Genomic DNA, 25,231 nt, shown 5'->3' on the forward strand with positions numbered 1-25,231 from the left:
ACCCAGCATGGCCCCGCCCATGCGACCGCGCCGATGTCCGGCGCGCTGGTCGCCCTGTTTGCGCTGTGCGCCAGCGTGCTGGTCGCCAATCTCTACTACGCTCAGCCGATCATCGAGCTGATTGCCCCGGCGGTCGGCCTGTCCGCCCAGAGCGCCAGCGTGATCGTGTCGCTGACACAGATCGGCTATGCCGTCGGGCTGTTCTCTTCGGCTGGCGCGCCGTCTTCTACATCGCCGCCGCGATGACGCTGGCCACGGTGGCGATCATCGTCACGACACTGCCGCGCCGCGAGCCGCAACATCGTGCTACGCGTTCAGGCGTCCGCGGCTGGCGGCATTGAGCGCGTGCCGGCGGCGCGGTGGGCTCCGCACTGGCCAGCACGCTCTACACGCATCTCGGCTGGTCCGGCATCGTCGCCGCCGGCAGTGGTCTTGGCCTGGTCTCGCTGGCGGCGCTGGAACTGGCTTCGCGCCGCTGAGACCGTGTCTCTTCGAAATCCGTCAACGGAGTCGCTGTCATGACATCCCATCTGTTCGCTCCCATCACCATCGGGGCCCTGCAACTGAACCACCGCGTGGCCATGGCGCCCCTGACGCGCTCGCGCGCCGGCCAGCCGGGCAACGTGCCCAGCGCCATGAATGTGGAGTACTACCGGCAACGTGCGTCGGCAGCGCTGATCATTACCGAGGCCTCGCAGGTTTCCCAACAGGGGCAAGGCTATGCCTGGACGCCCGGCATCCATAGCGCCGAGCAGATCGAGGGCTGGCGCGCAGTGGCGGAGGCCGTGCATGCCGAAGGCGGCCGGATCTTCCTGCAGCTCTGGCATGTCGGCCGCGTTTCGCACCCGTCGTTCCAGCCCGGCGGCGCCCTGCCCGTGGCGCCGAGCGCGCTGCCCGTGCCGGGCAAGACCTTCATCGTCGACGCGGACGGCAACGGCGTGTGGAGCGAGATCCCGACACCGCAGGCATTGAGTGCGGCAGCGATTGCGGCCATCGTGCAGGACTACCGGCGGGCCGCGCGCAATGCGATCGACGCGGGCGTGGATGGCGTCGAGATCCATGCGGGCAACGGCTACCTGCTGGACCAGTTCATCAATTCGGAAAGCAACCACCGCACCGACGCCTATGGCGGCAGCATCGAGAACCGCGCCCGCTTCCTGCTGGAGGTGGTGGACGCCGCGGCCGAGGAAATCGGGGCGGAGCGCGTGGGCGTACGCCTCACACCGATGGGACGCTTCATGGGCATGGGCGATGACACGCCGGAGGCCACCTTTGGCTACATCGCGCAACGCCTCAATGACTGGCCGCTGGCGTACTTGCACCTGGTCGAGCCGGCCATGGTCGGGACCGTCAAGGACGAGGCCGCTGATCCGCGCTGGGACGGCATGATTCTCGCGATGCGGGCGGCATACCGCGGCGTCCTGATGCTGGCAGGCGGGTACGATGGCAAGTCCGCGGAGCAGGCGATCGCCGACGGCCGCGCCGACATCATCGCGTTCGGCCGACCGTTCATCGCCAATCCTGACCTGCCCCGTCGCCTCAGGGTCCAGGCATCGCTGAACGCGCCGGATGCCGCCACGTTCTTCGGTGGCACGGCTGTCGGCTACACCGACTATCCGGCGCTGGCCTGAGCCAGACCGCGGCAACGCCAGGCCTTACCGGGTCCGGCTTTGCTGCTGCCAGCCATGCGGCGCCCGGCAATGACATCTCAGGCGGCATCGCGCCCGGCAGGACCACCGGCGCGCGTCATCGCCACCTGCCAGCGGGGCGGGGAGCCGATGCTCTGGAGCAGGTGCGCGGAAAATGCCTTGAGCTTGGCCGGCGGACGCGGCGCGGCCCGCACCAGATGGATGCCGCCTTGCGCCTGCGGTAACACGCCCTCCAGCAGCAGTTCCACCAGGCGGCCCGCACCGATATCCTCGCCGACCGACCAGTCCGGCATCAGCGCAATCCCGAGCCCCTGCAACACCGACAGCCGGCGCGCATCGCAATCATCACACTCCATGGCGAACGCGGCACTCGCGGCATGAGCCGGCCTGAGTACTTCTCGCCACCCACGCATGCTGGTACTGTGGGCGCGGTCGATCAGACGGTGATGGGCGAGCTCTTCGGCATGCAAGGGACGGCCGTGCGCCTGGAGATAGGCCGGCGTTGCACAGACGATATAGCGCTGGCTGGCGATGCGCCGGGCAATCAGGCTGCTGTCGGCCTGCTGTCCGACGCGGATGACCACGTCGAAGCGCTCCAGCACCGGATCCACGACGCGGTCGGTCAGCTCCAGCTCCACGGTCAGCCCCGGATACTGCGCATACAGGCTGCCAAGATGCGGCACCACATGGCGTCGCGCGAAGGCCGGCAGGCAGGCAACCCGCAGCCTGCCACTGACGCCCTGTTCCAGCGCCGTCACGGCGTCGCGCGTTTCGTTCAGTTCCTGCAGGATGCGCGTGGCGCGCTCGAACAGCAGGTCTCCGGCCTCGGTGCGCACCAGCGCGCGCGTGGAGCGCGTGAACAGCGCAACGCCCATTTCGCGCTCGAGGGCATCGATCTGGCGCGCTACCGACGACGCCACCTGTCCCTTGCGCCTGGCGACCGCCGAAAAGCTGCCGGCGCGCGCCACGTCGACGAAGGTGGCCAGGTTCTCGGCAAAACGGACAAATTCCATTTGTGCATTTCCCGCAAAGGCGTTGCGCGGAAGCAAAGGCTTCCCGTTGCAACAACCAGCGCATAGTATCGGGACGATGCGCTGCGGTGCAAGGCTTTTTGCAGGAAATGCAAAGCAGAAGCATCATGTCATTTGCTAAACCGACAAGCCGACACGAACGATCATAAAGGTACCGACCATGGAGATAAGTTCCAAGATGACTACTGCCCTGGCCCCCCTTTTCCATGCGGCGCGGGCGCGCGCGCAAACATCCGCCGCGCTGGTGCTGACGCTTGCCTGCACGCTGGCGCCGGGCTTCGCGCGGGCGGAAGCATGGCCCGCCAAGCCGGTCACGATCGTCGTCCCCTATGCCGCGGGCGGCACCGTCGACAAGGTCGCGCGGCAGGTCCAGGAGGGCCTGCGCAAGCAGCTGGCGCAGACGGTGGTGATCGACAACCGCGCAGGCGCGGGCGGCACCATCGGCACGGGGCAGATCGCGCGCAGCGCGCCGGACGGCTACACCGTCGGCATGGTGTTCGACAGCTTTGCCACCGAGCCGCATTTCTACCCGAAGCTGCCCTATGCCTCGCACCGCGACCTGACAGGCGTTTCCTATATGGTGCGCTCGCCGATGGTGCTGGTCGTACCCGCCGCCTCGCCCTACAAGACCGTGCAGGACTACGTGACGGCGGCACGCGTGCCGAACAAGGTGTCCTACGCATCGGTGGGCAACGGCAGCTCGAACCAGCTCGTGGCCGAAGCCTTCCACGAGGCCGCCGGCACCAGCGGCATCCATACCCCCTACAAGGGCGGCGGCCCGGCCATCAATGACCTGCTCGGCGGCCACGTCGACTCGATGATCGCGAGCCTGCCGCTGGTGCTGCCCTATGTGCAGTCGGGCAAGCTGCGCGCGCTGGCCGTGACCTCGCGCCAGCGTGACGCGAGGCTGCCGGCTGTCCCCGCGGTAGCCGAGTCCTACAAGGGCTTCGAGGCCTATTCGTGGGTCGGGATGATCGCGCCGGCCAAGACCCCGCCGGAAGTGCTGGGGAAACTGACCACCGCCATGACGTCGACGCTGCGCAATCCGGCGATCGCGAAACTGCTGACCGACGGCGGCTTCGACGTGGTGGCCGGCGACGCACAACAGACCAACAAGCTGATCCAGGACGAATCGGCACGCTGGGGCCGGCTAATCAAGGCGCGCAACATCGCGGTCGACTGAGCGCGCGCTGCTGGCCTAAACCCTTTATCAACTTCCTGACAGGCATTTCGCGATGGTTCCTTTCGCCTACCAGACCCGTCCGCAACGTGTCGTCTTCGGCCCCGGCAGCCTGGCGCGGCTTGGCGAGGAAGCCGATGCCCTCGGCGCGCGCAGCGCGCTGGTGCTGTGCACGCCCGGCCAGCGCAAGCTTGCCGAACGCGCGGTGGCGGTGCTGGGCACGCGCAGCGCCGGGATTTTCGACGGCGCCGTGATGCACGTGCCGATCGAGCAAGCGCGCCTGGCGCGCGAGCACGCCGCGCGGCTTGGTGCCGACTGCGCTGTCGCCATTGGCGGCGGCTCGACCATCGGGCTGGCAAAGGCCATCGCACTGGAGTCGGAACTGCCGGTCATCGCTGTGCCGACGACCTACGCCGGGTCGGAAATGACGCCGATCTATGGTCTGACCGATGCCGGCCTGAAGCGCACGGGGCGCGACCCGCGCGTGCTGCCACGAACCATCCTCTACGATCCGGACCTCTCGCTGGGCCTGCCCGTCCCGATCAGCGTGACCAGTGGTATGAATGCCATCGCCCATGCGGCGGAGGGGCTCTATGCCTCCGACCGCAACCCGGTGAGCCAGTGGATGTCACGCGAAGGCATTGCAGCGTTCGGCCGGGCACTGCCGGTCATTGCCGCAGCGGAGCAGCACACCGACGAGGCGCGGCGCGAAGCCCGCAGCGACGCGCTCTACGGCGCCTGGCTGTGCGGGGCCGTGCTCGGCAGCGTGACGGCCGGTCTGCATCACAAGCTTTGCCACACACTGGGCGGGACCTTCAACCTGCCGCACGCCGAGGTCCACACGGTGGTGCTCCCCCATGCGCTGGCGTACAACGCGCCTGCCGCGCCGGAGGCAATGGCCGCCATTGCACAGGCACTGGGTGCCGGGCACGGCAGCGGTCCGCTCGCCGTGTTCGAACTGGCGGCGAAGCTCGGTGCGCCCACGTCGCTGCGTGAACTGGGACTGTCGTCGGAAGACCTCGATCGCGCCTGCGAGCTGGCGCTGCGCGACCAGTATCCGAATCCGCGTCCGCTCGAACGCGAGGGGATCCGCCAGCTGCTGGAAGACGCATTCGCCGGAACAGCGCCGTCGGCCTGAACGGCAGCGGCCGGGGCTGCCGCATCGAACGGACAACACCGCCACGGTCGCCAGCCGTGCTCAGGCGTGCGCGATACCCATGATCCGGTTGCCCATGCCAATGCCCCACGCCGTCATTCTCGCGCCCTCCGCCAGGCGGTCCTGCTGCCAGGCCGACAGCGCGGCGTCCAGATCCTGCCCACGCGCCTGCGCGACGGCAAGCGCGAGAGCCACGGCGTCGCCGGCCGCCTTTGCCGTGCTGCCCGCGGTGTGCGGCCGCGGCACAAAGGCCGCGTCGCCTGTCAGCACGACGCGGCCGAACCGCATGCCGGGCACCTGCAGGTCCTGGATCTTCTGGACGAAGATTTCCGTGGTGTTCTCGATCAACGCCTGGAACGCAGGGTTTGCATGCGCGGCGCCCATCCGGCGAATCCAGCGCTCCTGCCCGGGCCCCAGCGAACCCGGAGGCACGGACTGGTTGCGCAACGTGCCGTTGCGGTCCGTCAGGACCTGCTCGAGCTTGGTGCCAGGCTCCGCCTTCAGGTACCACAGCCAGTTGAAGCGGCGGTGACCCGGCTCGGTCGAACCGTCGACCCCCGGCACCATGTACTGCAGCATCATCGAGCCAGGTTCGTGCTGGAACACGAAGTTCTCGTAGAGCAGCGGCCTGGCGCTATCGGGCAGGCGTTCCTCCTCGACCAGTCCGCGCCAGACCACATAGCCGGCATAGGTCGGCGAGATACCCGGCAGCACGAGCGATCGGACCGTGGAGCCGGCCCCGTCGGCGCCGACCAGCAAGTCGCCTTGCGCCTGCCGGCCATCGGCAAACGTGGCATGCACGCCGAAGCCGTCCTGCCCGACGCCGGTCAGCCGCGCTCCGCGATGATAGTGCTCGGCCGGGAAGCTGCGCAGCAATGCCGCGTACAACGTGTTCCACGACGTCTGAGTCTGGGGCGAATGCTGCCGGTCGCGAACCGTGCCGCGGGAATCCAGGTACAGCCGGTCGTGCGAGCGCACGCCAAGCGCGCCGCCCGGGACGACGCCGGCAAAGGCAAAGGCGCGTATCACCTCGGGCTGAAGCACGATCCCGCCACCGCGGCTGCTCAGCGCGGAGGGCGAACGCTCGAACACCTCCACATTCCAACCGACCGCGCGCAGCGCGGTTGCCGCGAACAAGCCGCCGAGCGAGCCGCCGATGACGAGTGCCCTGGGCGGGCGCGCCAGTGCCGCCGGGTCCGGCGCGACAGATGCCGATGGTTCTGCATCAAGGGAAAGATTGCCTTCCATGTCTGGCTCCAATATGCGGTCCGATGTGCGATCCGATGCAGCCATGGTAGAGGGCCGTGCGTGATCGCTGAATGGGACGGCAAAGCAAGAGCGCTTTGCGGCAACAGCAACGACCGGCGGCGGCAGGCGGCGGCCCCGCCGCTGCAGCCGCGGCCTTGCGCGAGATGCAACGCTGGATTGCACGGATATGCCATTCATGCTGGCGGCGATCGCGCCTAACCTTCCTGCATCCCCGACGCATCGCGTTGAACAAGGAGAAGCGACATGGAAAATCAAGCCACTCTTCACTATGTGTACGATCCCTACTGCGGCTGGTGCTACGGCCTGGCGCCGCTGATTTCGGTAGCCGAAGAGACCGAAGGACTGAAGGTCGTCGCGCATGGTGGCGGCATGCTGGCCGGCGAGCGCGCACAGATGATGTCCGGGGAATGGCGCGAGTTCGTCCGGCCCCATGAAGCGCGCATTACCGCGCTCAGCGGACAGACGTTCGGCACGCCGTACCAGGAGGGCACCCAGTTCAACTATGACGTAAAGCTGGATTCCGCGCCGCCCACGGCAGCGATGCTGGCTGCGGAATGGGTGGCCGATGCGGGTGTGCGCATGCTGAAACGGCTCCAGACCGCGTACTATGTCGAGGGCCGGCACATTGCCGAGCGCGCCGAACTGGTCCACATCGCCGTCGAACTGGGCCTGGACGCACACGCGTTCTCGACAGCCTATGACCAGGCCCTGCGCGAGATCGGCATGCACTTCAGGAATACCCAGGCACTGCTCGACGCACTGGGCGGGCAGGGCTATCCGACCCTGGCGATCGAACGGGACGGCATGCTATCGCGCATCCATCTGGGCCGGTATTTCGGCAAGCCGGAGCGTTTCCGCGAGGCACTGGCGGAGCTGATGGCACCACCCCAGCCCGTAGCGTGACCGCACACGCATCAGCAGCGCGCCGGGCGGTGCATTCGCGGCGAGGACCGGCTGCCTGGCGTCAGTCCCGGCGGCGGGTCGGCCCGGGCAGCGCCGCCAGGAACTCCAGGAATGCGCCGATTCTGCGCGAACCGCGCTGGTTCGGAAGATACAGCGCGGAGATAGCGGAGCTTGCCTGGTTCGGATTGACGGAACAGTCGTCGAACAAGGCCGTCAGCTGCCCGGCAGCGATGTCGTCGTCGACCAGCCAGTCGGGCAGCAGTCCGATCCCCCCGCCGGCCAGCGCGACTTCGCGCAGGATCTCCGCGTTGTTGCTGCGGAAGTGGCCGCTGACGGGTACCTTGGTCTCGCTGTCGCCGTGCCGGAAGGTCCACACCTGATCCCGCGCGCCATAGCTGAACCGAAGGCAGCGGTGATTGACGAGGTCGACCGGATCATCGGGACTGGCATTGCTTTGCAGGTAGGCCGGGCTGGCAACGACACGGCGGCGAAAGCGCCCGATTTCCCGCGCGACGACATTGTCATAGGATGCCGGGCTGCCCAGCCGCACGGAAAGGTCGATGCGCTGGCCCAGCAAGTCGACGATATCGTCGGTCAGCGTCACTTCGACCTCGAGCTGGGGATGCTTTGCCAGCCACCTACCCAGATAAGGCGCGATGCACCGCCGGCCGAATGCCACCGGCAACGACACGCGCAGTTGCCCGACCGGCTCCTCGCCCCGATCCGCGATCAGCGCGTCGGCCTCCTCGACCGCGTCCAGGATCCTGCGGGCCCGCTGATAGTAGGCGGCGCCCGCCTCCGTGACGGTAATCAGCCGCGTGGAGCGGTTCAGCAGCACCGCCCCGAGCGAAGCCTCGAGCCCGTCCAGCGCGCGCGTGACCGACGATGTGGCCAGGTTCAGGCGGCGCCCCGCGGCGGAAAAGCCCTTCGCATCCACGGTCTCCACGAACATCCCGTGTCGCCGGCGGGCTTGGCCGATGAGATGACTGCTGCGGAGGGTGTGGTCCGCTTCAGCATCATCCCCCGTGCGCCATTGAGCGGATCTTCGTGCCCTCGGCAGAGTTTGACCCGGATGCTTGCACATTACGCGGCACTTCCCGCTCAATGCAGTGCCCGGAAAGCCGCACGCACCTCGACGCTGAAAACTCCGCGTTGCCCACAGGGCAACGATCTCGTGTAAAGATTGCTGTTCCTCGAACGAATTTTTCAGCCAACAATCCGCCTCACAACCGGTTCTCGTAGATATGCGAGAAGGTCTAAGAAAGTAGAGGACGACATGCAATACCGAGGACTACCCCCCGTCAAGCGCTGGATGGCGCTGAGTGCCGCCATCCTGGGGATGACACTGACCAGCGCACCAACGTCCGCCGCCGACGCCTTTCCCTCCAAGCCGATATCGATGCTGGTGGCATTCCCTCCGGGGGGGCCCGCCGATGTTCTGGCGCGGGCCATGCAGCCGGCGATGGCCAAGGCGCTCGGCCAGCCCGTGGTCATCGAGAATCTGCCCGGCGCCGGCGGTGCGCTGGCAGTGCAGCGGCTGCTCAGCCGTCCGGCCGACGGCTACACGCTGATCATGGGCTCGCCCAATGAGGCTATCCTGACGCCGCTGGCGCTCGCCAGCGCCAAGTACAAGTCGGAGGAACTGGCCCTGCTGGCGCCGGTCTCGAACCACCCGCTCGTCGTGATGACGCGCAGCGACCTGCCATACAATTCGCTTCAACAGATCATCACGGCCAGCAAGTCGGCAGGTGGCAAGAGCCTGACCTTCGGCAATCCGGGCTACGGCACCATGTACCACATCGTCGCCGAATACATGGCTCAGCTGACCGGCGCCAAGATGCTGCAGGTGCCGTACAAGGGCGCCACGCCGATGCTGGCAGACCTGACCGGTCGCCAGATTGACATGACGATTCTGCCAAACCTCGGTGCCTCCACGCAGTTGCTCGAAACGCACAAGATCAAGGCGGTCGCAGTGCTGGACACACAGCGCATGCGAAACCTGCCCGATGTGCCTGCGATCTCCGAAACCAGCGTCGCGCGCAAATCCGAGTTCGTGTATTCGATCTGGCTGGGCGTCATGAGCAAGGCCGGCGTCCCGGCGGAGCGTGCCCGCGTATTGATGGATGCCTCGCAGCAAGCGCTGCGGTCGCCCGAACTGATCAAGGCGCTTGATCTCTCCGGCGTGCAGCCGATGAAGCCACAAACGCTCGAGGCCTCCGCGAAGTTCTACGTCGACGAGACCGAGAAATTCAGGAAGATGGCCGCCTCGATCAAGCTGACGCCGCAGTAATACCCCCCTCCCGGCATTGGGGGCGCCCACGCTCGTGTCGCTGGCCCCGCCTCGTTCCAGCATCCCATTCCAGGAAGGTTCTCCTTGAATATCCTAGTTGCCGGTTTCCAGCACGAAACCAATACGTTCGCGCCAACCATGGCCACCTACGAGAGCTTCGTCCGTGGCGAGGACTTCCCCGCCATGGTGCGCGGCGAGGCGATCTACGACCTGCTGGACGTGAATGTGCCGATCAGCGGCTTCATCCACCACGTTCGCGAGCACGGCCACACCGTCACGCCGGTGATCTGGGCAGCAGCCGGTGCTTCGGCCCATGTCACGACCGATGCCTACGAGCGCATCGCCGGCGAGATCGTGGAGGCGGTGGCGACGGCCTCGTACGACACGATCTATCTCGACCTGCATGGCGCCATGGTGGCCCAGCACCTCGACGACGGCGAGGGCGAGTTGCTGGCGCGCATCCGTGCCGCGACCGGCCCGGACATGAAGATCGTGGTCTCGCTGGATCTGCATGCCAACGTCACCGAACGGATGCTCGCGCTGGCGGACGGGGTGGTGGCGTATCGCACCTATCCGCACGTGGACATGGCCGCCACCGGCAAGCGGGCAGCCGAGATGCTGCTTGAATTGCGCAGGCGGGAGACGCGTGCGCACCTGGTGGCAAAACGCGTGCCGTTCCTGATACCGGTCAACAGCATGTCTACGATGATGCAGCCCGCTCAAGGCATCTACGGCCTGCTCGAAGAGCTGGAGCAACAAGGCGTGCTGTCGCTGTCGTTCACACCGGGCTTTCCCGCGGCCGACTTCGCCGAGTGCGGCCCCGTCGTTTGGGGGTATGGCTTTGATAAGGCCAGCGTCGAGCGGGCCGTCGAGGCACTGCTCGCGCGCATCTGTGAACCCGAGAGCCAGTGGGCCGTGCAGTTCGAGGAGCCTGATGCAGCGGTGCAACGTGCCATGCGGATCGCGCAAACAGCCACCCGGCCAGTGATCCTTGCGGACACGCAGGACAACCCGGGCGTCGGCGGCGATGGCAACACCATGGGCATGCTGCGTGCGCTTCTCAAGGCCGGCGCGCAGGACGCCGCGATCGGGATCATCTGCGATCCAGCGGCGGCCGCGGCCGCGCACCAGGCTGGAGTTGGCGCGAGGATCGATATCGCGCTTGGCGGCTGCCCACAGGTGAGCGAGGATGCCCCGCTGCGGGCGACCTTCGAGGTGGAGGCACTGTCCTATGGCAAGTTCGTCTACGGCGGACCGATGATGCATGGCAAGGCTGCCGACATGGGACCAATGGCGCGGCTGCGGCTCGACGGCGTACTCATTGCCGTCAGCTCGACCAAGGCACAACTGCTCGACCGCAACATGTACCGCGCGGTCGGCATCGAACCGGCGGAAATGAAGATTCTCGTGAACAAGAGCTCGGTGCATTTCCGCGCCGACTTCGCCCCGATCGCGGAAGACATTTTCGTGGTGCGTGCGCCCGGTCCGTTCATCGCCGATCCGGCGGACCTGCCATGGCAGCATCTCACGTCCGGCATGCGCCTGAAACCGAATGGTCCGGCGTTCGCGCCGGTGCCGCGAATCTACGACAAGCTTACGCAGCTCGGCATCGAACTGCCCAAGGCTTCGGGCCCGGCGGCGGCCTATGTGCCGAGCGTGCGGTCCGGCAAGCTGATCCACGTGTCCGGCCATCTCTCGCGCGTCGATGGCCAGGTTCGGACCGGCCGCTTTGGCGAGGACCTGCGCACCGCCGACGGTGTCGCGGCGGCCCGCCTGGTTGCCATCGACTTGCTCGCGACGCTGCACGCCGCCACCGGAGACCTCGATTCGATCGTGCGAATCGTCAAGCTCACCAGCCTCGTCCAGTCGACAGCGGACTTCACCGAGCAGCACTTCGTGACTAATGGTGCCAGCGCTCTGTTCGCCGAGGTGTTTGGCACGCGCGGCCAGCACGCGCGCAGCGCGTTCGGCGTATCGCAGTTGCCCCTCGGCGCCTGCCTGGAAATCGAACTGATCGTCGAGGTCGCCTGATTCCGTGCACGGCCTGAATGGCGCCAGCAACGCATGTTCATCGGCACGACTGCCAGGTCGCCGGAAGCAAAATCGCAACCGTCTGCACGATACCATGGCACGTCCGGATGATGCTTCTGCATCCACCAGTCGAACACATAGTGGAGGAACACGTTAGCCAGTAATGCCACATGCGTAGGAAGCATACGGAATTTTGGGCGGGACGGCGCTAGCAGAAGGCTAGTCGCACCCTACTAGCCGCACGGCGGCGATTGTGGCGGACATCGTCAGACGCCTGCCTGACGATGTCTCAGTTCAGCTAGGTCACCAATGCCCATGCGGTCAAGCGCCTCCAGCGGGCAAAAGAAGGTGACACGGATGGTCCCGGGAGCCGGCTGATATCGATCGATCCGGGATGGTGGCGCGGTTGGGCACCTCGTCGTAGAGGAGGCCGGTCCCATCGGCGGCGCGTTGCAGGCAATTCCTAGCTGCAGCGGTGAGGTCGACTCCGCTGCAGAGACGATGGAGACGCCACAACCACAAAATGCGCGTCCCTCATCTAGCTCGCTCACTAAGTTCGCTCCCGCTGCGCCGGCCGTACCGGAGACAAGAACTGATGTATCTGGGCGACCACGGCCGCACCTTCGCCGACCGCCGATGCGACTCTCTTTGTAGATCCCGAGCGAACGTCACCGATCGCAAAGACGCCATCTACACTAGTCTGTAGTGGCAGCAGCGATGCTTCCGAAACATCGGCGCCAGTCAACACGAAGCCGTTTCCATCGAGCACCACGCCGCATCTCCTGAGCCAGTCTGTATTCGGCAGTGCGCCGATGAACACAAACAGATGATGTGTGGTCATGCTTCCTTCTATGCCACCTGCGCCGCGATAGTGCACGCGCTCAAGCCGCACACCGCCCTCGAGCGCAGTCAGTTCGGTTCCCGTGTGGAGTGTCAAATTTTCAAGTGAGCCGATACGTTCGATCAGGTAGCGCGACATGCTATCGGCAAGCCTCGATCCACGAATGAACATGTGCACGTGCTCAGCATGCGATGCAAGAAACACCGCCGCCTGGCCCGCCGAGTTACCTCCACCGAGCAGCAACACCGGCTCGTTGCGGCATAGTCGAGCTTCGATCGGCGTGGCCCAATAGTAGACGCCACAGCGCTCGAAGCGCTCGAGTCCGTCGACAACAGGCCGGCGATACTCAGCGCCGCTGGCAATGACAACGGTCCGTGCGGAGATACGACGGTGGTCGGCAAGCTCGACGGCAAGCGGGTGGCGGTCGCAATACAAGGCCTTCACCTCGCACGGAATGCCAATATGGGCACCGAACTTCTGTGCTTGGATGAACGCGCGGCTCGCGAGATCCTGCCCTGTGATGCCAGTGGGGAACCCCAAATAGTTCTCAATGCGGGCACTCGTACCTGCCTGCCCCCCAGGTGCACGACAGTCGAATACCGCGGCGGACAAGCCATCGGATGATGCGTAAACGGCTGCCGCAAGCCCCCCTGGGCCGGCACCGATAATCGCCACATCGTACACGTGAGCCGGATTGAAGTCCGGGATCAGTCCCAGGCAGGATGCGAGCTGCCCCGCGTCCGGGTTTCGCAAGACGGTGCCATCGGGACAAACAACCAGCGGAAAGTCATCGGGCTGCGGCGTCAGGCGCTGAAGCAAAGCGATCGCTTCGGCGTCCTCCTCCGCGTCAAGTGTCAGATTCGGAAATGCGTTGCGACGCAGGAAATTTTGCAACTCAAGGAGCCTCGCGTTTCCGGGGGTAGCGACGAAGACGACTCCACGCCCGCGTTCAATGGCCAGGACACGCCTCAGGATCAGCGCGCGCATGATCTTGTCGCCAGGACCAGCCTCGTTGACAATCATGGCGCTGAGCTCGTCTGGACGCAGTAGCACCGCTTCGACATCCTCAATCACATGTGCGTCAACGACTGCAGGTTTACTTGAGAGCTGCGTGATATCTGACGTGAACTCACCGCGCATTGTATAGGTGTGAAGAATTCGCTGTTGCGACAGACCATCGCGAATCACTATCCGCACCTTCCCCGACAAAATGATGAACACACCCGGGCATATGCTTCCAGCGCGATAAAGAAAATCGCCTATGACGTAATGGCAGGGGCTCCCAAAGCGACACACTCTGGCGACCTCCTCATCCGTGAGGACGGGAAACATTTGCTGGTAACGCGGATGCTCGCGTACGCTTGCGTCTTCTTCGATAGCGCTGCTTTCGCACGTACTTGCTGCCGGCCGGCTGCCCCCCCTAGCTCCCAGAGCTGAGTCCTTGCTCATGGCGATTCTCCTACCATAACTTCGCCGCGCCATCAAAGCATCAAAGCGTGAGGACGGCCTCTAGAACTTGTCGACGTCGACCACCGCCTGAGCGAATTCTCGCGGTGCTTCCTGCGGCAAGTTATGGCCGATACCTCCCTTAACGTCCCGATGCGCGTATTTGCCGGTGAATTTGCTTGCATAGGAACTGGGTGCCGGATGTGGGGCGCCGTTGGCATCGCTTTCCATGGTGATTGTGCGCACGCCTATGGTGGGCGCCGACGCGAGCCGCTGCTCAAACTCATCGTACTTCGGCTCACCCTCGGCAAGGCCCTGCCGCCAGCGATAGTTGTGAACGGTAATGTCGAGGTGATCGGGATTCTTGAAAGCAGCGGCGCTGCGGTCGAAGGTGGCATCGTCGAATCTCCATTTTGGCGAAGCTTGCCGCCAGATCAGTTTGGTAAAGTCGTGCGTGTATTTCTGATAGCCAGCGCGGCCGCGGTCCGTTGCCAAATAGAACTGGTACCACCACCGAAACTCCGCCTCAGGCGACAACGGCATTTTTCCGGCCGCCTGACTGCCAATCAGGTAGCCACTGACGGAAACCAGGCCGTTGCAACGCTCCGGCCACAGTGCAGCGATGATGCAGGCCGTGCGTGCGCCCCAATCGAACGCCCCGAGGATGGGTTTTTGGATGTTGAGCGCATCCATCAGTGCGATGATGTCCAGGGCGACGGCCGCCGGTTGTCCGTTGCGCATCGTGTCGCCAGACAAGAAGGTCGTCGAGCCATAGCCGCGTAGATACGGAACGATCACACGATACCCGCGCGACGCCAGCAGAGGCGCGACGTCGACGAAGCTATGGATATCGTAGGGCCAGCCATGCAACAGGAGGACCGCCGGCCCGTCGGCAGGACCCGCCTCCGCGTAACCGACGTTGAGCAACCCGGCATTGATCTGCTTGATCGGCGCGAAGGCTGTATGGGTGCCGGGCCTGCTCGAAGGCAATGGGGCCGGCTTTGACTGCTGGGCTTGGGCGGAAGTCAACATCCCGAGCTGTGCAGCAGCGACTGTCAGGGCGGCCGTGCCAAGCATGCCTCGGCGTGGCAAATCGATTCTCTCCGTCATCGTACTCTCCCGTCGCGCGAGCAAGCCTGAGCGGAATCGCTTATTAGGTCGGCGCTGAATTTCGTCGGAAGCGTGACCCAGTTGCCGGAACCGATACCGGAACCGGCACAACGACGTTTGTGGCCTGATTTATGAGACCAATATAGGTCATGCCAAAACGGGAACGGGGCAGTGCAATGAGGGTCTCTTGAGGAGATCCTGGCCGGTTGCCCCAAGGGATCAAGCAGCGATACTCAGGGCGCCGCTCCGTTAAACAACGGCAAATCTTGGCGAGCGTTTGGCGCGAAATGCCGATCGACAGGCAGTGCTCCTGTGGAATCAGGAACGCGCCGCTTGCCAACGTGCCAGCGCCGTGCGCAGCAGAGAAGCGGACGCTGCCAACAGCACGAGGTCCTTCAGCAGGAACTGACCGATCGGCGCGGAGATCGCCGGGAACCCACCAGCAGTCGGCTCTGCAACACCAGGGGTGGTGACAAAGAACGTCAGCGTGATGGCGTAAGTCGCGCATGACATGGCTGCACCGAGTACCGACACCCCACGATGGAATGCACCGACGGTCAGTGTCACCGCGGTGGACAGTTCCAGCACGCCAATGACAGCGCTGGCGCCACGAACACCGAATGCGTCGATGAGCCAGGCCATGAAGGGGCTATTCTCGATGAACGGCGCAATACCGTGGGCTTCGTAGCCGGTAAACTTCATCCCGCCGAACCAGAGAAAGACGACAACCAGGGACCAGCGCAGCAACGCCTCGTGGTTGTTGATGGCCTCGCTGGTGCGCGTTATAGCGAAGGATGTGATGGGTTGCATACTTACTCCTCAACGGATGTGTGGTGTGGTGGAGGAGCACGCCCCGGTGGCGCAGACTCCTTTCCTGTCATTGCGACGACGCGCATGCGCGCGTTCCGGCGCGGCCGGCTCCAGCTGTGCCAGAACCGGCGAATCGAATAAATCTTTGTTCCAGAGACGTATCAGGCGCGTCCATTACCGTAATGAAATCGCCCCACGGACTTCGGGGCTCCCGTCACGCGGTAAGGTGCGTTGGACGGCTTTCAGTCGCGGAACAAGTGCGTGGCATGCGTTACGGCACCGCCCGCCCGGATTGCGGCGGCCACGAGCGCGGCCTCCGCGAGTTGGGCATTGGTGGCGCCGGCATCGTGGGCGGCCTTGGTATGCAGGGCAATGCAATATGGGCACTGCGTCGTCAGCGCCACTGCCACCGCAATAATCTGTTTCTGCTGCACCGAAAGCGCGCCGTCTGCAAAAGCTGCCTGATCAAAGGCACGGAAGCTCTTCATCGCTTCAGGAGCGTTTTCGTCCAGCTTCCTCAAACGGGCAAGATCCTTCATATCGAACATGGAAAACTCCATCAAGGTTGGGTTGGAGTAGGTATGATAGGAATGGCAAGGTTCCACTTGGTCTTAGTTTGGTTTCAATTCGTCCAATGATGGCATCCGCCCCTTCTGCACATCGTGTGCTCGAGCATTTCCTTGCCACACTCGACATTGGTGTCACGCACATCACACGGTGCGACATTCGCGATGGGTGGAGCGTGCGCTTCGATGCGTGCGAAACGGCCAGCCTGCACTACTGCCTGGACGGCTGCGGAACGCTCGACGCAGGCAATGGCCACCGCATCGCGTTGCAGCCGCACAGTTTTGTCCTGATGCCGCCAGGCGTTTCCTATCGGCTGGAAAGCGCGTTCGAGTCGCCGACTATGTCGGTGGATCGGGCAAGGCTTGGCTCATGGTCCGCGCGCGAAACGGCGCCGACGGTGAAGGTGGGCGAGGCGGCAGCGGGAGTTGAGATGGCGTGTGGGGAGCTGCGCTTTGCGACGAGTACCGCCGATCCCTTCAGGATGCTGCGGCATCCAATCGTGACGCGGTTCGACGGGCCGGCTGGACTGAAAGACCAGTTCGTCATGCTGTTGGCGGAATCCGCGCAGCCCGGACTGGGATCGCGGGTGCTGATCGAGGCATTGCTGAAGCAATGCCTGGTCATGCTGCTGCGGCGTCAGATGGAGAGCGATGACGCGGAGCTGTCGTGGACGGCGGCCGTTGCCGATCCCAGGCTGCTTCTCGCGTTGGAAAAACTCTTTGAACATCCCGAAGTGCCACTTTCCGTGCAGCGATTGGCCGATCTGGCTGGAATGAGCCGTTCAGCGTTCGCTGCGCACTTCGAACGTGCGTTCGGCCAGACGCCGATGGCCATGCTGCGAGCGGTGCGGCTGCACAAGGCCGCGGAATTGCTGGCGACTACAACCTTGCAGATTTCCCAGGTGGCGCACGCCGTTGGTTTCTCCAGCCGCAGCAATTTCTCGCAGGCGTTCCACAAACAGCATGGTGTGGACCCAAGCGGATTTCGGCAGCGGACGACATCTCGTCAGCGTGTGGGTGGCAACTGATTCCGAATGCGGATTCAACTGATCGCGGCGTGCCGCGCAAGTACCGTCGCAGGCTGTGCCAGGGACTACTCTGTACTTACGCATGAACCGACACTGCCTCGTGCGTCGACTAAACCCTTCTCAAAAATGGAAGGAAAAAAATCATGCGCTTCCCCCTGAGACATGTGTCAGTCGCCTCGGCCGTCATGGCACTCTGTATGACGGCTTTGGCACAAAGCGCACCGGATCCCATCCGCCCTCCGGCAATCCTTCCACTCGAATCGGAACAGGCACCAAAGCTGGTCTCGTATCCGCCGCTGGCCGAACCGTTGGCCCGCGGTGTCGTCATCGTGCAGTTCCGGACCCAACACTTCCGTGTCATGCCTGTGTTCGGCAAGACCGCCGTCCAGATATCGCCGCGCATTGGGCATCTTCATGTAACTGTCGACGACTCGCACATTACCTGGGCACACACCAGCGAGGATCCCGTCATCGTAGTGGGGCTGCCGCCGGGCGCACACAAGCTTCGGCTCGAACTGGCCGATCCCAGTCACAAGATCCTGGCCACGGAGAGCGTCGCCTTTACCTTGCCTGATCCGAAGGCGCCGGCGGCGCACAAGCATTGATCGCTTGAAGTTCCGGCGGGCTTTTCGTGGTTTTGATGCGTCGCTGCATGTCCGCCGGTTCAGTGGATAAGGCGATCGATCTGTTCTTGCCGGCCAGCAGCATGACGGGAGCAATAAGCACGAAGCCGATGCCCCAGGAGCGCAGCCACAGGACGACAAACTCTTCATTGAACCCGAGATTGAGAGGCAATTGAGACAGTTCGGTTGCGCCTCGGAAAATGCTGGGAGACTTAAATCGGGTACTGTGGCGCTCCGCCCTGAATGGTCATCCATTGCCACTGGGAAATTCCTCCCAGTTGGCCGCTCCGCCAATGCTGGTGCCATTGCCAGACGCGCCGACGCCGCCGACCGGGTTGATGACCTCGTCGTTGACGGTCTGGTCGTTGATATGCAGCATGCCGGTGCGCAGGCGTTCCCCAATGCGCAATGCCCGACCGACATTGCTGGAAACAATGCCCATCGACAGCCCGTACTCGGTACGGTTGGCCAGCGCAATCGCTTCTTCATCCGTGTCGACGGCACCACCACGGCCACCGGCCCGAATATCTCTTCGCTGAAGGCCGGGCTATCCGGTGTCACGTCGCAACGATCCTGGCAACATTGTCGCGCTGGCCTTCATTGATCAACGGCCCGAGCGCGACGTCACCTTCAACGGGATCCCCGACCGTCAGGCTCGCGGCCTTGGCGGCCAGCTTCTCGACGAACCGGTCGTGAATGGCACGCTGTACCAGCACACGGTCGGTGGCCATGCAGATCTGGCCCTGGTGCAGGAAGCTACCCCAGGCGGTGTTTGCAACCGCGAGATCGAGATCGGCATCATCGAGGATAATCAGCGAATTCTTGCCGCCCAGCTCCAGCGAAACCTTCTTCAGGTGCCGGCCCGCGGCCTCCCCGACCTTGCGGCCAGCAGCCGTGGAGCCAGTGAACTGAATCATCGCCACATTTGGATCGGCCGTCAGCGCAGCACCGGCGGCACCATCGCCCGGCAGCACGTGCAGCGCGCCAGCCGGCAGGCCGGCGAGTTCAAACAGCCGCGCGACCACGAAGCCACCGCATACCGCCGTGCGGTGATCGGGCTTGAGCACCACCGCGTTGCCCAGCGCCAGCGCCAGCGCAGCGGCCCGCATCGCCAGGTAGAGCGGGAAATTGAACGGCGAGATCACGCCGACTACGCCAAGCGGGCGCCGGCGTGCCAGCGACAGCCGCCCGGGCACGGAAGGCAATACCTCCCCGGCGGAGCGCGATGGCAGCCCTGCGGCTTCCTGCAGGACCTTGATGGTGATCGTGGTCTCGAACGCCGCCTTCGCTCGCGTGGAGCCGCCTTCGCGCACGATCCAGCCGACGATCTCATCGAAATGCGTCTCGGCAACTCGCACAGCCCTGCGCAGCACACCTGCTCGTTCTTCATAGTGCAGGTTGGCCCAGCCCGGCAATGCCTTCGCCGCGGCCTCGGCCGAACTGGCAATCATCGAAGCATCGGCCATGCCGATACGCCCCAGTTCCCGGCCAGTAGCGGGCTCGATCACGCCGGTCGCGAAGCTGCCGGCCTGCCAGCGCCCGGTAAAGAGCTGGTCAGTCCAGATGCTCTTGTCGAGCAAGCCGGGGGAATGCGTGAGATTCATGAAAACCCCATTCCTGCGGTGTTGTGGTGTGCCGAATGACGCGCAGGAACACTCCTTCCCGCGCGCAGTCGCGCACGATCCTCACCGCATGACGGTGGTCCGAGCAACTAAAGCCGGCGATTCACAAGATCGCCTCCACGCTTCGATCCCCATGAAATGCGCGGGAGAATCGAGCGCGGACCTCAAACGCTCTTGCGTGAGCCCGCGCGCGTAGGCGCAGCCCTTTCGCCCCGCCGGTTGGCCGCACGATCCGACAGCCAGTTGACAACCTGCACCCCGTAGCTGGCCGGCGTCTTGTCATTGACGCGCTGAGAAAGGTCGGCCAGGGTATGCCGTTTCAGTTCCGCTCGCATAGCCTTCTCTGCAGCCTGCATGACAGCCTGAATCGAGCAGACGCCACGCGTCGCCCAACCCGGTGCGTCATCATTGAAGACGGCACAGCGCCCGCGGATCTCGAGGCAGTCGAACAGCGGCTTCTCGCCATCGATCGCGACCACGACATCGTGAACGGTAATGTGGTTGGCGGGCCGCGCAAGCCGGAATCCGCCCTTGATGCCCTCAGTGGCAACTACCAGCTTAGCCTTGGCCAACTTGGTGAACAGCTTGGCCAGGAAATCGTGTGGAACGCCCTGAAGCTCAGCCAGATCACGGACACTCGCTTCTTCCACGGCCGACTGCGAATGCGTCAGGTACAGCAGGCAGTGGAGGCTGTATTCAACGCCTGTACTGATTTGGGACATGGCATACTAGGACTTTGTGTATCGTAGTTGCAATGCTATACAACTTCCGTGGGGTCCGCAAGGCAAAGGACATGCCGTTGGCAGTCACGGCAACCGGACCGATAACCGGCTTCCGGTCGCCCGGCGCCCGGTGCCTGGCTGGTGTGAGCGACAAGCCTCCTGATACGCACTGAAACACACCCGGCAGCAGGCACGCCGTCAGGATGGTTTCCGCTGCCCCCATCCGCCGCCGAGGCTGCGCACCAGCGACACCGTCGCCGCGGCACGCAAGCCTGCCACCGCATTGGCATCGCGCTGCGACTGCAGCACGGTGCGATCGGCGTCGATCACGGTCAGGTAGTCGACGGCACCGGCATCGTAGCGGCTGCGCGAGATGCCCTGGGCCCGTTTCGCGCCGGCCAGGGCGCCGTCGAGCGCCGTGGCCTGCTGGCTGAGCCAGCGCACATCGGCCAGGCCGTCCTCCACCTCACGGAATGCCGACAGCACTGTCTGCCGGTAGCGCGCCACGCTCTCCTCGTGCGCGGCGCGGGCGCCAGCAAGGCTTGATCGGTTGCGGCCACCGTCGAACACGGTCTGCGCCACCGTCGAACCGACCAGCGGACCCAGCAGCCATGTGCGCGACGACCACTTGAACAGGTTCGACAGGTCCGACGACTCGAAGCCGAACAGCGCCGTGAGCGAGATGCGCGGGAAAAACACCGCGCGGGCGATGCCGATGCGCGCATTGGCCGCCGCCATCTGGCGTTCCGCCGCCGCAATATCGGGCCGGCGCTCGAGCAGTTCCGACGGCAGCCCCGCCGGCACGGCCACCGGAGCGGTATCGAACGGCCGGGCGGCGAGTCCGAACTGCGCGGGCGCCACGCCGGTCAGTACGGCCAGTGCATGTTCCTGGTTGGCGCGGCGGCGCTCGATGCTGGCCAGGCCGGAGCGCGCCGCGCCTAGTTCGCTTTCGGCGCGGGCCGGATCCAGGTCGGTGGCCTCCCCTGCTTCGTACCGCGTGCGCAGCAGCGACAGCGCGCCCTCACGCAGCCTGATCGTCGCATTGAGCAGCTCGCGGTCACTGTCCAGGGTGCGCAGCGCGAAGTAGGCCTGCGCCACGTCGGCCTGCAGCGCCAGCTGCACGGACCGGTACAGTTCCTCGGCACCCCGCTCGTCGGCGCGCGCGGCGTCCACGCTGCTGGCCACGCGGCCGAATAGGTCGAGTTCGTAGCTGGCGAATGCGCGGGCCTTGAGCACCGTCTGGGGCGCCACGCGCGCGCCATCGGGCAGCCCCTGCGAGGCGGCCGACGGCTGCGAGCGAGTCGGGTCCAGGCCCACGCTCAGTTGCGGATACCGCGCCGCCTCGGTGGCGCCGGTGAACGCACGCGCCTGCTTCAGGCGCGCCGCCGCCGCGGCCAGCTCCTGGTTGTGAACGTTGGCTGCATCGATCAGCCGGTCCAGATCGGCATCACCAAACAGCTTCCACCACTCACCGCGCTGCTGGCCTTCGTCCGGCGTGGCGGTCTTCCATTGCGCGCTCTCGGCCGCGGCGGCCTCGGCTTCCTTGAACGTGGAGGCACTGGGTGTCTCCGGCACCTTGTAGGTCGGCGCCAGCGAGCAGCCGGCCAGGAGCAGCGCGGCCGCCATGGCCGCAAGCCTTGGCACGTTCCGCTTCGTCGCATCGCTAATGTTATGCATGTCTTTCACCATTACTCTGCGGACGCCACGGCGTGCGCGACCTTTGCATCCGTCGACACCGCCGCGCGGCGCTGGCCGCGCGTGGCCAGCAGGCGCAACGCCACATAGAACACCGGCGTCAGGAACAGTCCGAAGAAGGTCACGCCGAGCATCCCCGCGAACACCGCCACCCCCATGGCCTGGCGCATTTCCGCGCCGGCGCCGCTCGACACCACCAACGGCACCACGCCCATGATGAAGGCGAACGAGGTCATCAGGATCGGACGCAAGCGCAGGCGGCTGGCCTCGATCGCGGCCTCGACCACGGTGCGGCCGTGATGCTCCAGCTCGCGCGCGAACTCGACGATCAGGATCGCGTTCTTGGCCGATAGCCCCACCAGCACGATGAAGCCGATCTGCGTGAAGATGTTGTTGTCCCCTTGCGTCAGCCATACGCCCGTCATGGCAGCCAGCAGGCTCGTCGGCACGATCAGGATCACGGCCAGCGGCAGCGTCAGGCTCTCATACTGGGCAGCCAGCACCAGGAACACCAGCAGCACGCACAGCGGGAAGATCCACACACCCGCGTTGCCGGCCAGGATGTCCTGGTAGGTCAGCTCGGTCCATTCGAAGCCGATGCCCTTCGGCAGGGTTTCGGCAGCGATGCGCTCGGCGGCAGCCTGCGCCTGGCCCGACGAGAAGCCCAGCGCCGGGCCGCCATTCAGGTCGGCGGCAGTGAAGCCGTTGTAGCGGATCACGCTGTCCGGGCCAAAGCCTTGCTTGACCTGCACCAGCGACGACAGCGGCACCATCTCGCCGCTGGCGCTGCGCGCCTTCAGCTGCAGGATATCCTCGGCATGCTGGCGGTACTGCGCATCTGCCTGCACCTTGACCTGGTAGGTACGGCCAAACTTGTTGAAGTCGTTGACGTAGGCCGAACCCAGGTAGGTCTGCAGCGTATCGAACACATCGGTCACCGGCACGCCGAGCTGCTTGGCCTTGGTACGGTCGAGCTGCACATCAAGCTGCGGCACGTTCACCTGGTAGTTGCTGAAGATGCCGGCAAGCTCAGGCGTGGCGCGCGCCTTGGTCATGAACGAGTTGGTGGCGTCGAACAGGGCGTCATAGCCCAGTGCGGCGCGGTCCTCGATCATCAGCTTGAAACCGCCGATCGTGCCCAGGCCCTGCACCGGCGGCGGCGGGAACACGGCAATGAACGCGTCCTGGATCGCGCCATACTCCTTGTTCAGGTCCGCGGCAATGGCCTTGCCCGACAGCTCCTTGCTCTTGCGCTTCTCGAACGGGTCAAGCGTGACAAAGACGATGCCGGCGCTCGGGCTGTTGGTGAAGCCGTTGATCGACAGGCCCGGGTAGGCAACGGCCGATTCCACGCCCGGATGCTTGAGCGCGATCTCCGACATGCGGCGCGTCACGTCCTCGGTGCGATCCAACGTAGCGCCGTCGGGCAGCTTGGCAAAGCTCACCAGGTACTGCTTGTCCTGCGCCGGCACGAAGCCCTTCGGCACGAGCTGGAACACGCCCCAGGCGGCCACCAGCATCACGGCGTAGACGCCAAATACCGAGCCCTTGCGGCGGATCACACCCTTCACGCCACGGCCATAGCTTTCGGAGCTGCGGCCGAAGAAGCGGTTGAAGCGGACGAAGAACTTGCCGAGGACCTTGTCCATGCCACGCGTCAGCCAGTCCTTGGGCGCGTCATGGCTCTTGAGCAGCAGGGCCGACAGCGCGGGAGACAGCGTCAGCGAGTTGAAGGCCGAGATGATGGTCGAGATCGAGATGGTCAGCGCGAACTGCTTGTAGAACTGGCCGGTCAGGCCCGTCATGAAGGCCAGCGGCACGAACACGGCGATCAGCGTCAGCGCGATGGCGATGATGGGGCCGCTGACTTCGCGCATGGCCTTGTAGGTGGCCTCCTTCGGCGTCAGCCCCTCTTCGATGTTCCGCTCGACGTTCTCGACCACCACGATGGCATCGTCGACCACGATACCGATGGCCAGCACCAGCCCAAATAGCGACAGCGCATTGATCGAGAAGCCGAACGCATGCATCAGCCCGAAGGTACCGACAATCGACACCGGCACCGCCAGCAGCGGGATGATCGACGCGCGCCACGTCTGCAGGAACAGGATCACCACCAGCACCACCAGCACGATCGCCTCGAACAGCGTGTGGACCACCGCCTCGATGCTGTGGCGCACGAACTGCGTGGGGTCATAGACGATGCTGTAGGCCACGCCTTCCGGCATGTTCTGCTTCAGCTCGGCCATGGTCTTGCGCACCTCGTTCGAGATCTCGATCGCGTTCGCCCCCGGTGACTGGAAGATCAGCAGTGACAGGGCGGACTTGTTGTCCAGCTGCGAACGCAGCGCGTATTCCGAAGCACCCAGTTCGATGCGCGCAATGTCCTTCAGGTACGTGACCACACCGTCAGGCGAGGTCTTGGCGATGATGTCGCCGAACTCTTCCACGGTCTGCAGCCGGCCCTGCGCGTTCACCGACAGCTGCAGGTCGGTGCCCGGCAGCGTCGGCGACTGGCCGAGCACGCCTGCCGCCACCTGCACGTTCTGCTCGCGGATGGCGCGCACCACGTCCGACGCGGCGAGCCCGCGCTCGGCGATCTTCTCCGGATTCAGCCACACTCGCATCGAGTAGTCACCCGCGCCGAACAACCGCACCTGGCCGACGCCCTGGATCCGCGCGATGCGGTCCTTCACGTTGATCAGCGCGTAGTTGCGCAGATAGGTCGTGTCATAGCGGTCGTTGGGCGAGACCAGGTGCACCACCATGGTCAGGTCGGGCGAACTCTTGACCGTGGTGATGCCCAGGCGGCGCACATCTTCCGGCAGGCGCGGCTCGGCCTGCGAGACACGGTTCTGCACGAGCTGCTGGGCCTTGTCCGGATCGGTGCCCAGCTTGAAGGTCACCGTCAGCGTCAGCGTGCCGTCGGTATTCGCCTGCGAGTTCATGTAGAGCATGTCCTCGACGCCGTTGATCTGCTCTTCCAGCGGCGTGGCCACGGTTTCGGCGATCACCTTAGGGTTGGCGCCCGGGAACTGCGCGCGCACCACCACTGACGGCGGCACCACTTCCGGGTACTCCGAGACCGGCAAATTGAACATCGAGATGGCGCCGATCAGGAAGATCAGCACCGACAGCACGCCCGCGAAGATCGGGCGGTCGACAAAAAATTTCGAGAAATTCATCTTGGTCTCGGCGAAAGCAGTCCCCGCTGGCGGTCCGCCGGAGCGGACGCCAGTGCAATCTCAGGGGAGAATTC

General features: G+C 64.8%; 19 protein-coding genes and 2 pseudogenes. 9 read left to right on the plus strand and 12 right to left on the minus strand.

Annotation, left to right across the window (positions count from 1 at the left end):
- Nucleotides 1-33: 33 nt before the first annotated feature.
- Together AC3WRI_RS15575 and AC3WRI_RS15580 are read left to right on the plus strand one after the other, a co-directional pair.
- A pseudogene (locus tag AC3WRI_RS15575) lies at nucleotides 34-204 on the plus strand (MFS transporter); the annotation flags it as partial.
- 314 nt (nucleotides 205-518) lie between these two features.
- A complete protein-coding gene (locus tag AC3WRI_RS15580; protein WP_492293501.1) occupies nucleotides 519-1,631 on the plus strand; it encodes an alkene reductase in 1,113 nt (370 codons plus the stop codon).
- Between the two features lie 77 nt (nucleotides 1,632-1,708).
- Here the strand turns inward: AC3WRI_RS15580 and AC3WRI_RS15585 are convergent, their stop codons facing one another.
- Nucleotides 1,709-2,662 (minus strand): LysR family transcriptional regulator, encoded by a 954-nt coding sequence (locus AC3WRI_RS15585; protein ID WP_011615310.1) that lies wholly within the window; start codon nucleotides 2,660-2,662, stop codon nucleotides 1,709-1,711.
- Between the two features lie 196 nt (nucleotides 2,663-2,858).
- Between AC3WRI_RS15585 and AC3WRI_RS15590 the strand changes: the two genes are divergently transcribed.
- On the plus strand, nucleotides 2,859-3,863 hold the full coding sequence (locus tag AC3WRI_RS15590) for a tripartite tricarboxylate transporter substrate-binding protein (RefSeq protein WP_041687352.1): 1,005 nt from the start codon (nucleotides 2,859-2,861) through the stop codon (nucleotides 3,861-3,863).
- Nucleotides 3,864-3,915: 52 nt separating this feature from the next.
- Nucleotides 3,916-4,998, plus strand: coding sequence for a maleylacetate reductase (locus tag AC3WRI_RS15595; RefSeq protein ID WP_492293502.1), 1,083 nt, complete (start codon nucleotides 3,916-3,918; stop codon nucleotides 4,996-4,998).
- Between the two features lie 60 nt (nucleotides 4,999-5,058).
- Here AC3WRI_RS15595 and AC3WRI_RS15600 read toward each other — a convergent pair whose 3' ends face one another.
- On the minus strand, nucleotides 5,059-6,264 hold the full coding sequence (locus tag AC3WRI_RS15600; RefSeq protein WP_011615307.1) for an FAD binding domain-containing protein: 1,206 nt from the start codon (nucleotides 6,262-6,264) through the stop codon (nucleotides 5,059-5,061).
- 264 nt (nucleotides 6,265-6,528) lie between these two features.
- Between AC3WRI_RS15600 and AC3WRI_RS15605 the strand changes: the two genes are divergently transcribed.
- Nucleotides 6,529-7,188: a DsbA family protein gene (locus AC3WRI_RS15605; RefSeq protein WP_011615306.1), complete on the plus strand. Its 660-nt coding sequence runs from the start codon at nucleotides 6,529-6,531 to the stop codon at nucleotides 7,186-7,188.
- Between the two features lie 61 nt (nucleotides 7,189-7,249).
- Here the strand turns inward: AC3WRI_RS15605 and AC3WRI_RS15610 are convergent, their stop codons facing one another.
- The gene (locus AC3WRI_RS15610; RefSeq protein WP_492293503.1) at nucleotides 7,250-8,140 is read right to left on the minus strand and encodes a LysR family transcriptional regulator; all 891 of its coding nucleotides are present in this window, start codon (nucleotides 8,138-8,140) and stop codon (nucleotides 7,250-7,252) included.
- Nucleotides 8,141-8,371: 231 nt separating this feature from the next.
- Here AC3WRI_RS15610 and AC3WRI_RS15615 point away from each other — a divergent pair, with 231 nt between their 5' ends.
- Together AC3WRI_RS15615 and AC3WRI_RS15620 are read left to right on the plus strand one after the other, a co-directional pair.
- Nucleotides 8,372-9,478: a tripartite tricarboxylate transporter substrate binding protein gene (locus AC3WRI_RS15615; RefSeq protein ID WP_492293504.1), complete on the plus strand. Its 1,107-nt coding sequence runs from the start codon at nucleotides 8,372-8,374 to the stop codon at nucleotides 9,476-9,478.
- 84 nt (nucleotides 9,479-9,562) lie between these two features.
- On the plus strand, nucleotides 9,563-11,509 hold the full coding sequence (locus tag AC3WRI_RS15620; protein WP_492293505.1) for an Atu1372/SO_1960 family protein: 1,947 nt from the start codon (nucleotides 9,563-9,565) through the stop codon (nucleotides 11,507-11,509).
- Between the two features lie 550 nt (nucleotides 11,510-12,059).
- Here AC3WRI_RS15620 and AC3WRI_RS15625 read toward each other — a convergent pair.
- The 4 genes from AC3WRI_RS15625 to AC3WRI_RS15640 all read right to left on the minus strand — a co-directional run bounded on the left by AC3WRI_RS15625 (nucleotide 12,060) and on the right by AC3WRI_RS15640 (nucleotide 16,264).
- The gene (locus tag AC3WRI_RS15625) at nucleotides 12,060-13,799 is read right to left on the minus strand and encodes an FAD-dependent oxidoreductase (protein ID WP_492293506.1); all 1,740 of its coding nucleotides are present in this window, start codon (nucleotides 13,797-13,799) and stop codon (nucleotides 12,060-12,062) included.
- Nucleotides 13,800-13,859: 60 nt separating this feature from the next.
- Entirely contained in the window at nucleotides 13,860-14,906 is a 1,047-nt protein-coding gene (locus tag AC3WRI_RS15630) for an alpha/beta fold hydrolase (protein WP_011615302.1), read from the minus strand.
- Nucleotides 14,907-15,224: 318 nt separating this feature from the next.
- On the minus strand, nucleotides 15,225-15,716 hold the full coding sequence (locus AC3WRI_RS15635; RefSeq protein ID WP_011615301.1) for a YkgB family protein: 492 nt from the start codon (nucleotides 15,714-15,716) through the stop codon (nucleotides 15,225-15,227).
- Nucleotides 15,717-15,958: 242 nt separating this feature from the next.
- Complete coding sequence (locus AC3WRI_RS15640; RefSeq protein ID WP_011615300.1) at nucleotides 15,959-16,264, minus strand: carboxymuconolactone decarboxylase family protein; 306 nt, start codon at nucleotides 16,262-16,264, stop codon at nucleotides 15,959-15,961.
- An 86-nt stretch (nucleotides 16,265-16,350) separates the two neighbouring features.
- Between AC3WRI_RS15640 and AC3WRI_RS15645 the strand changes: the two genes are divergently transcribed.
- Nucleotides 16,351-17,310: an AraC family transcriptional regulator gene (locus AC3WRI_RS15645; RefSeq protein WP_011615299.1), complete on the plus strand. Its 960-nt coding sequence runs from the start codon at nucleotides 16,351-16,353 to the stop codon at nucleotides 17,308-17,310.
- A 143-nt stretch (nucleotides 17,311-17,453) separates the two neighbouring features.
- The gene (locus AC3WRI_RS15650; protein WP_011615298.1) at nucleotides 17,454-17,915 is read left to right on the plus strand and encodes a DUF6130 family protein; all 462 of its coding nucleotides are present in this window, start codon (nucleotides 17,454-17,456) and stop codon (nucleotides 17,913-17,915) included.
- Here AC3WRI_RS15650 and AC3WRI_RS15655 read toward each other — a convergent pair.
- The 5 genes and pseudogenes from AC3WRI_RS15655 to AC3WRI_RS15675 all read right to left on the minus strand — a co-directional run bounded on the left by AC3WRI_RS15655 (nucleotide 17,872) and on the right by AC3WRI_RS15675 (nucleotide 25,157).
- A complete protein-coding gene (locus tag AC3WRI_RS15655; RefSeq protein ID WP_157886285.1) occupies nucleotides 17,872-18,105 on the minus strand; it encodes a DUF2798 domain-containing protein in 234 nt (77 codons plus the stop codon). The genes AC3WRI_RS15650 and AC3WRI_RS15655 overlap by 44 nt on opposite strands.
- Before the next feature lie 40 nt (nucleotides 18,106-18,145).
- A pseudogene (locus AC3WRI_RS15660) lies at nucleotides 18,146-19,537 on the minus strand (aldehyde dehydrogenase family protein).
- 182 nt (nucleotides 19,538-19,719) lie between these two features.
- Entirely contained in the window at nucleotides 19,720-20,277 is a 558-nt protein-coding gene (locus AC3WRI_RS15665; RefSeq protein ID WP_011615296.1) for an RrF2 family transcriptional regulator, read from the minus strand.
- A 198-nt stretch (nucleotides 20,278-20,475) separates the two neighbouring features.
- Nucleotides 20,476-21,954: an efflux transporter outer membrane subunit gene (locus AC3WRI_RS15670; RefSeq protein ID WP_041687755.1), complete on the minus strand. Its 1,479-nt coding sequence runs from the start codon at nucleotides 21,952-21,954 to the stop codon at nucleotides 20,476-20,478.
- A gap of 11 nt (nucleotides 21,955-21,965) precedes the next feature.
- A complete protein-coding gene (locus AC3WRI_RS15675) occupies nucleotides 21,966-25,157 on the minus strand; it encodes an efflux RND transporter permease subunit (RefSeq protein WP_492293507.1) in 3,192 nt (1,063 codons plus the stop codon).
- Nucleotides 25,158-25,231: the final 74 nt, after the last annotated feature.

This window comes from Cupriavidus sp. FW305-27, assembly GCF_058787995.1.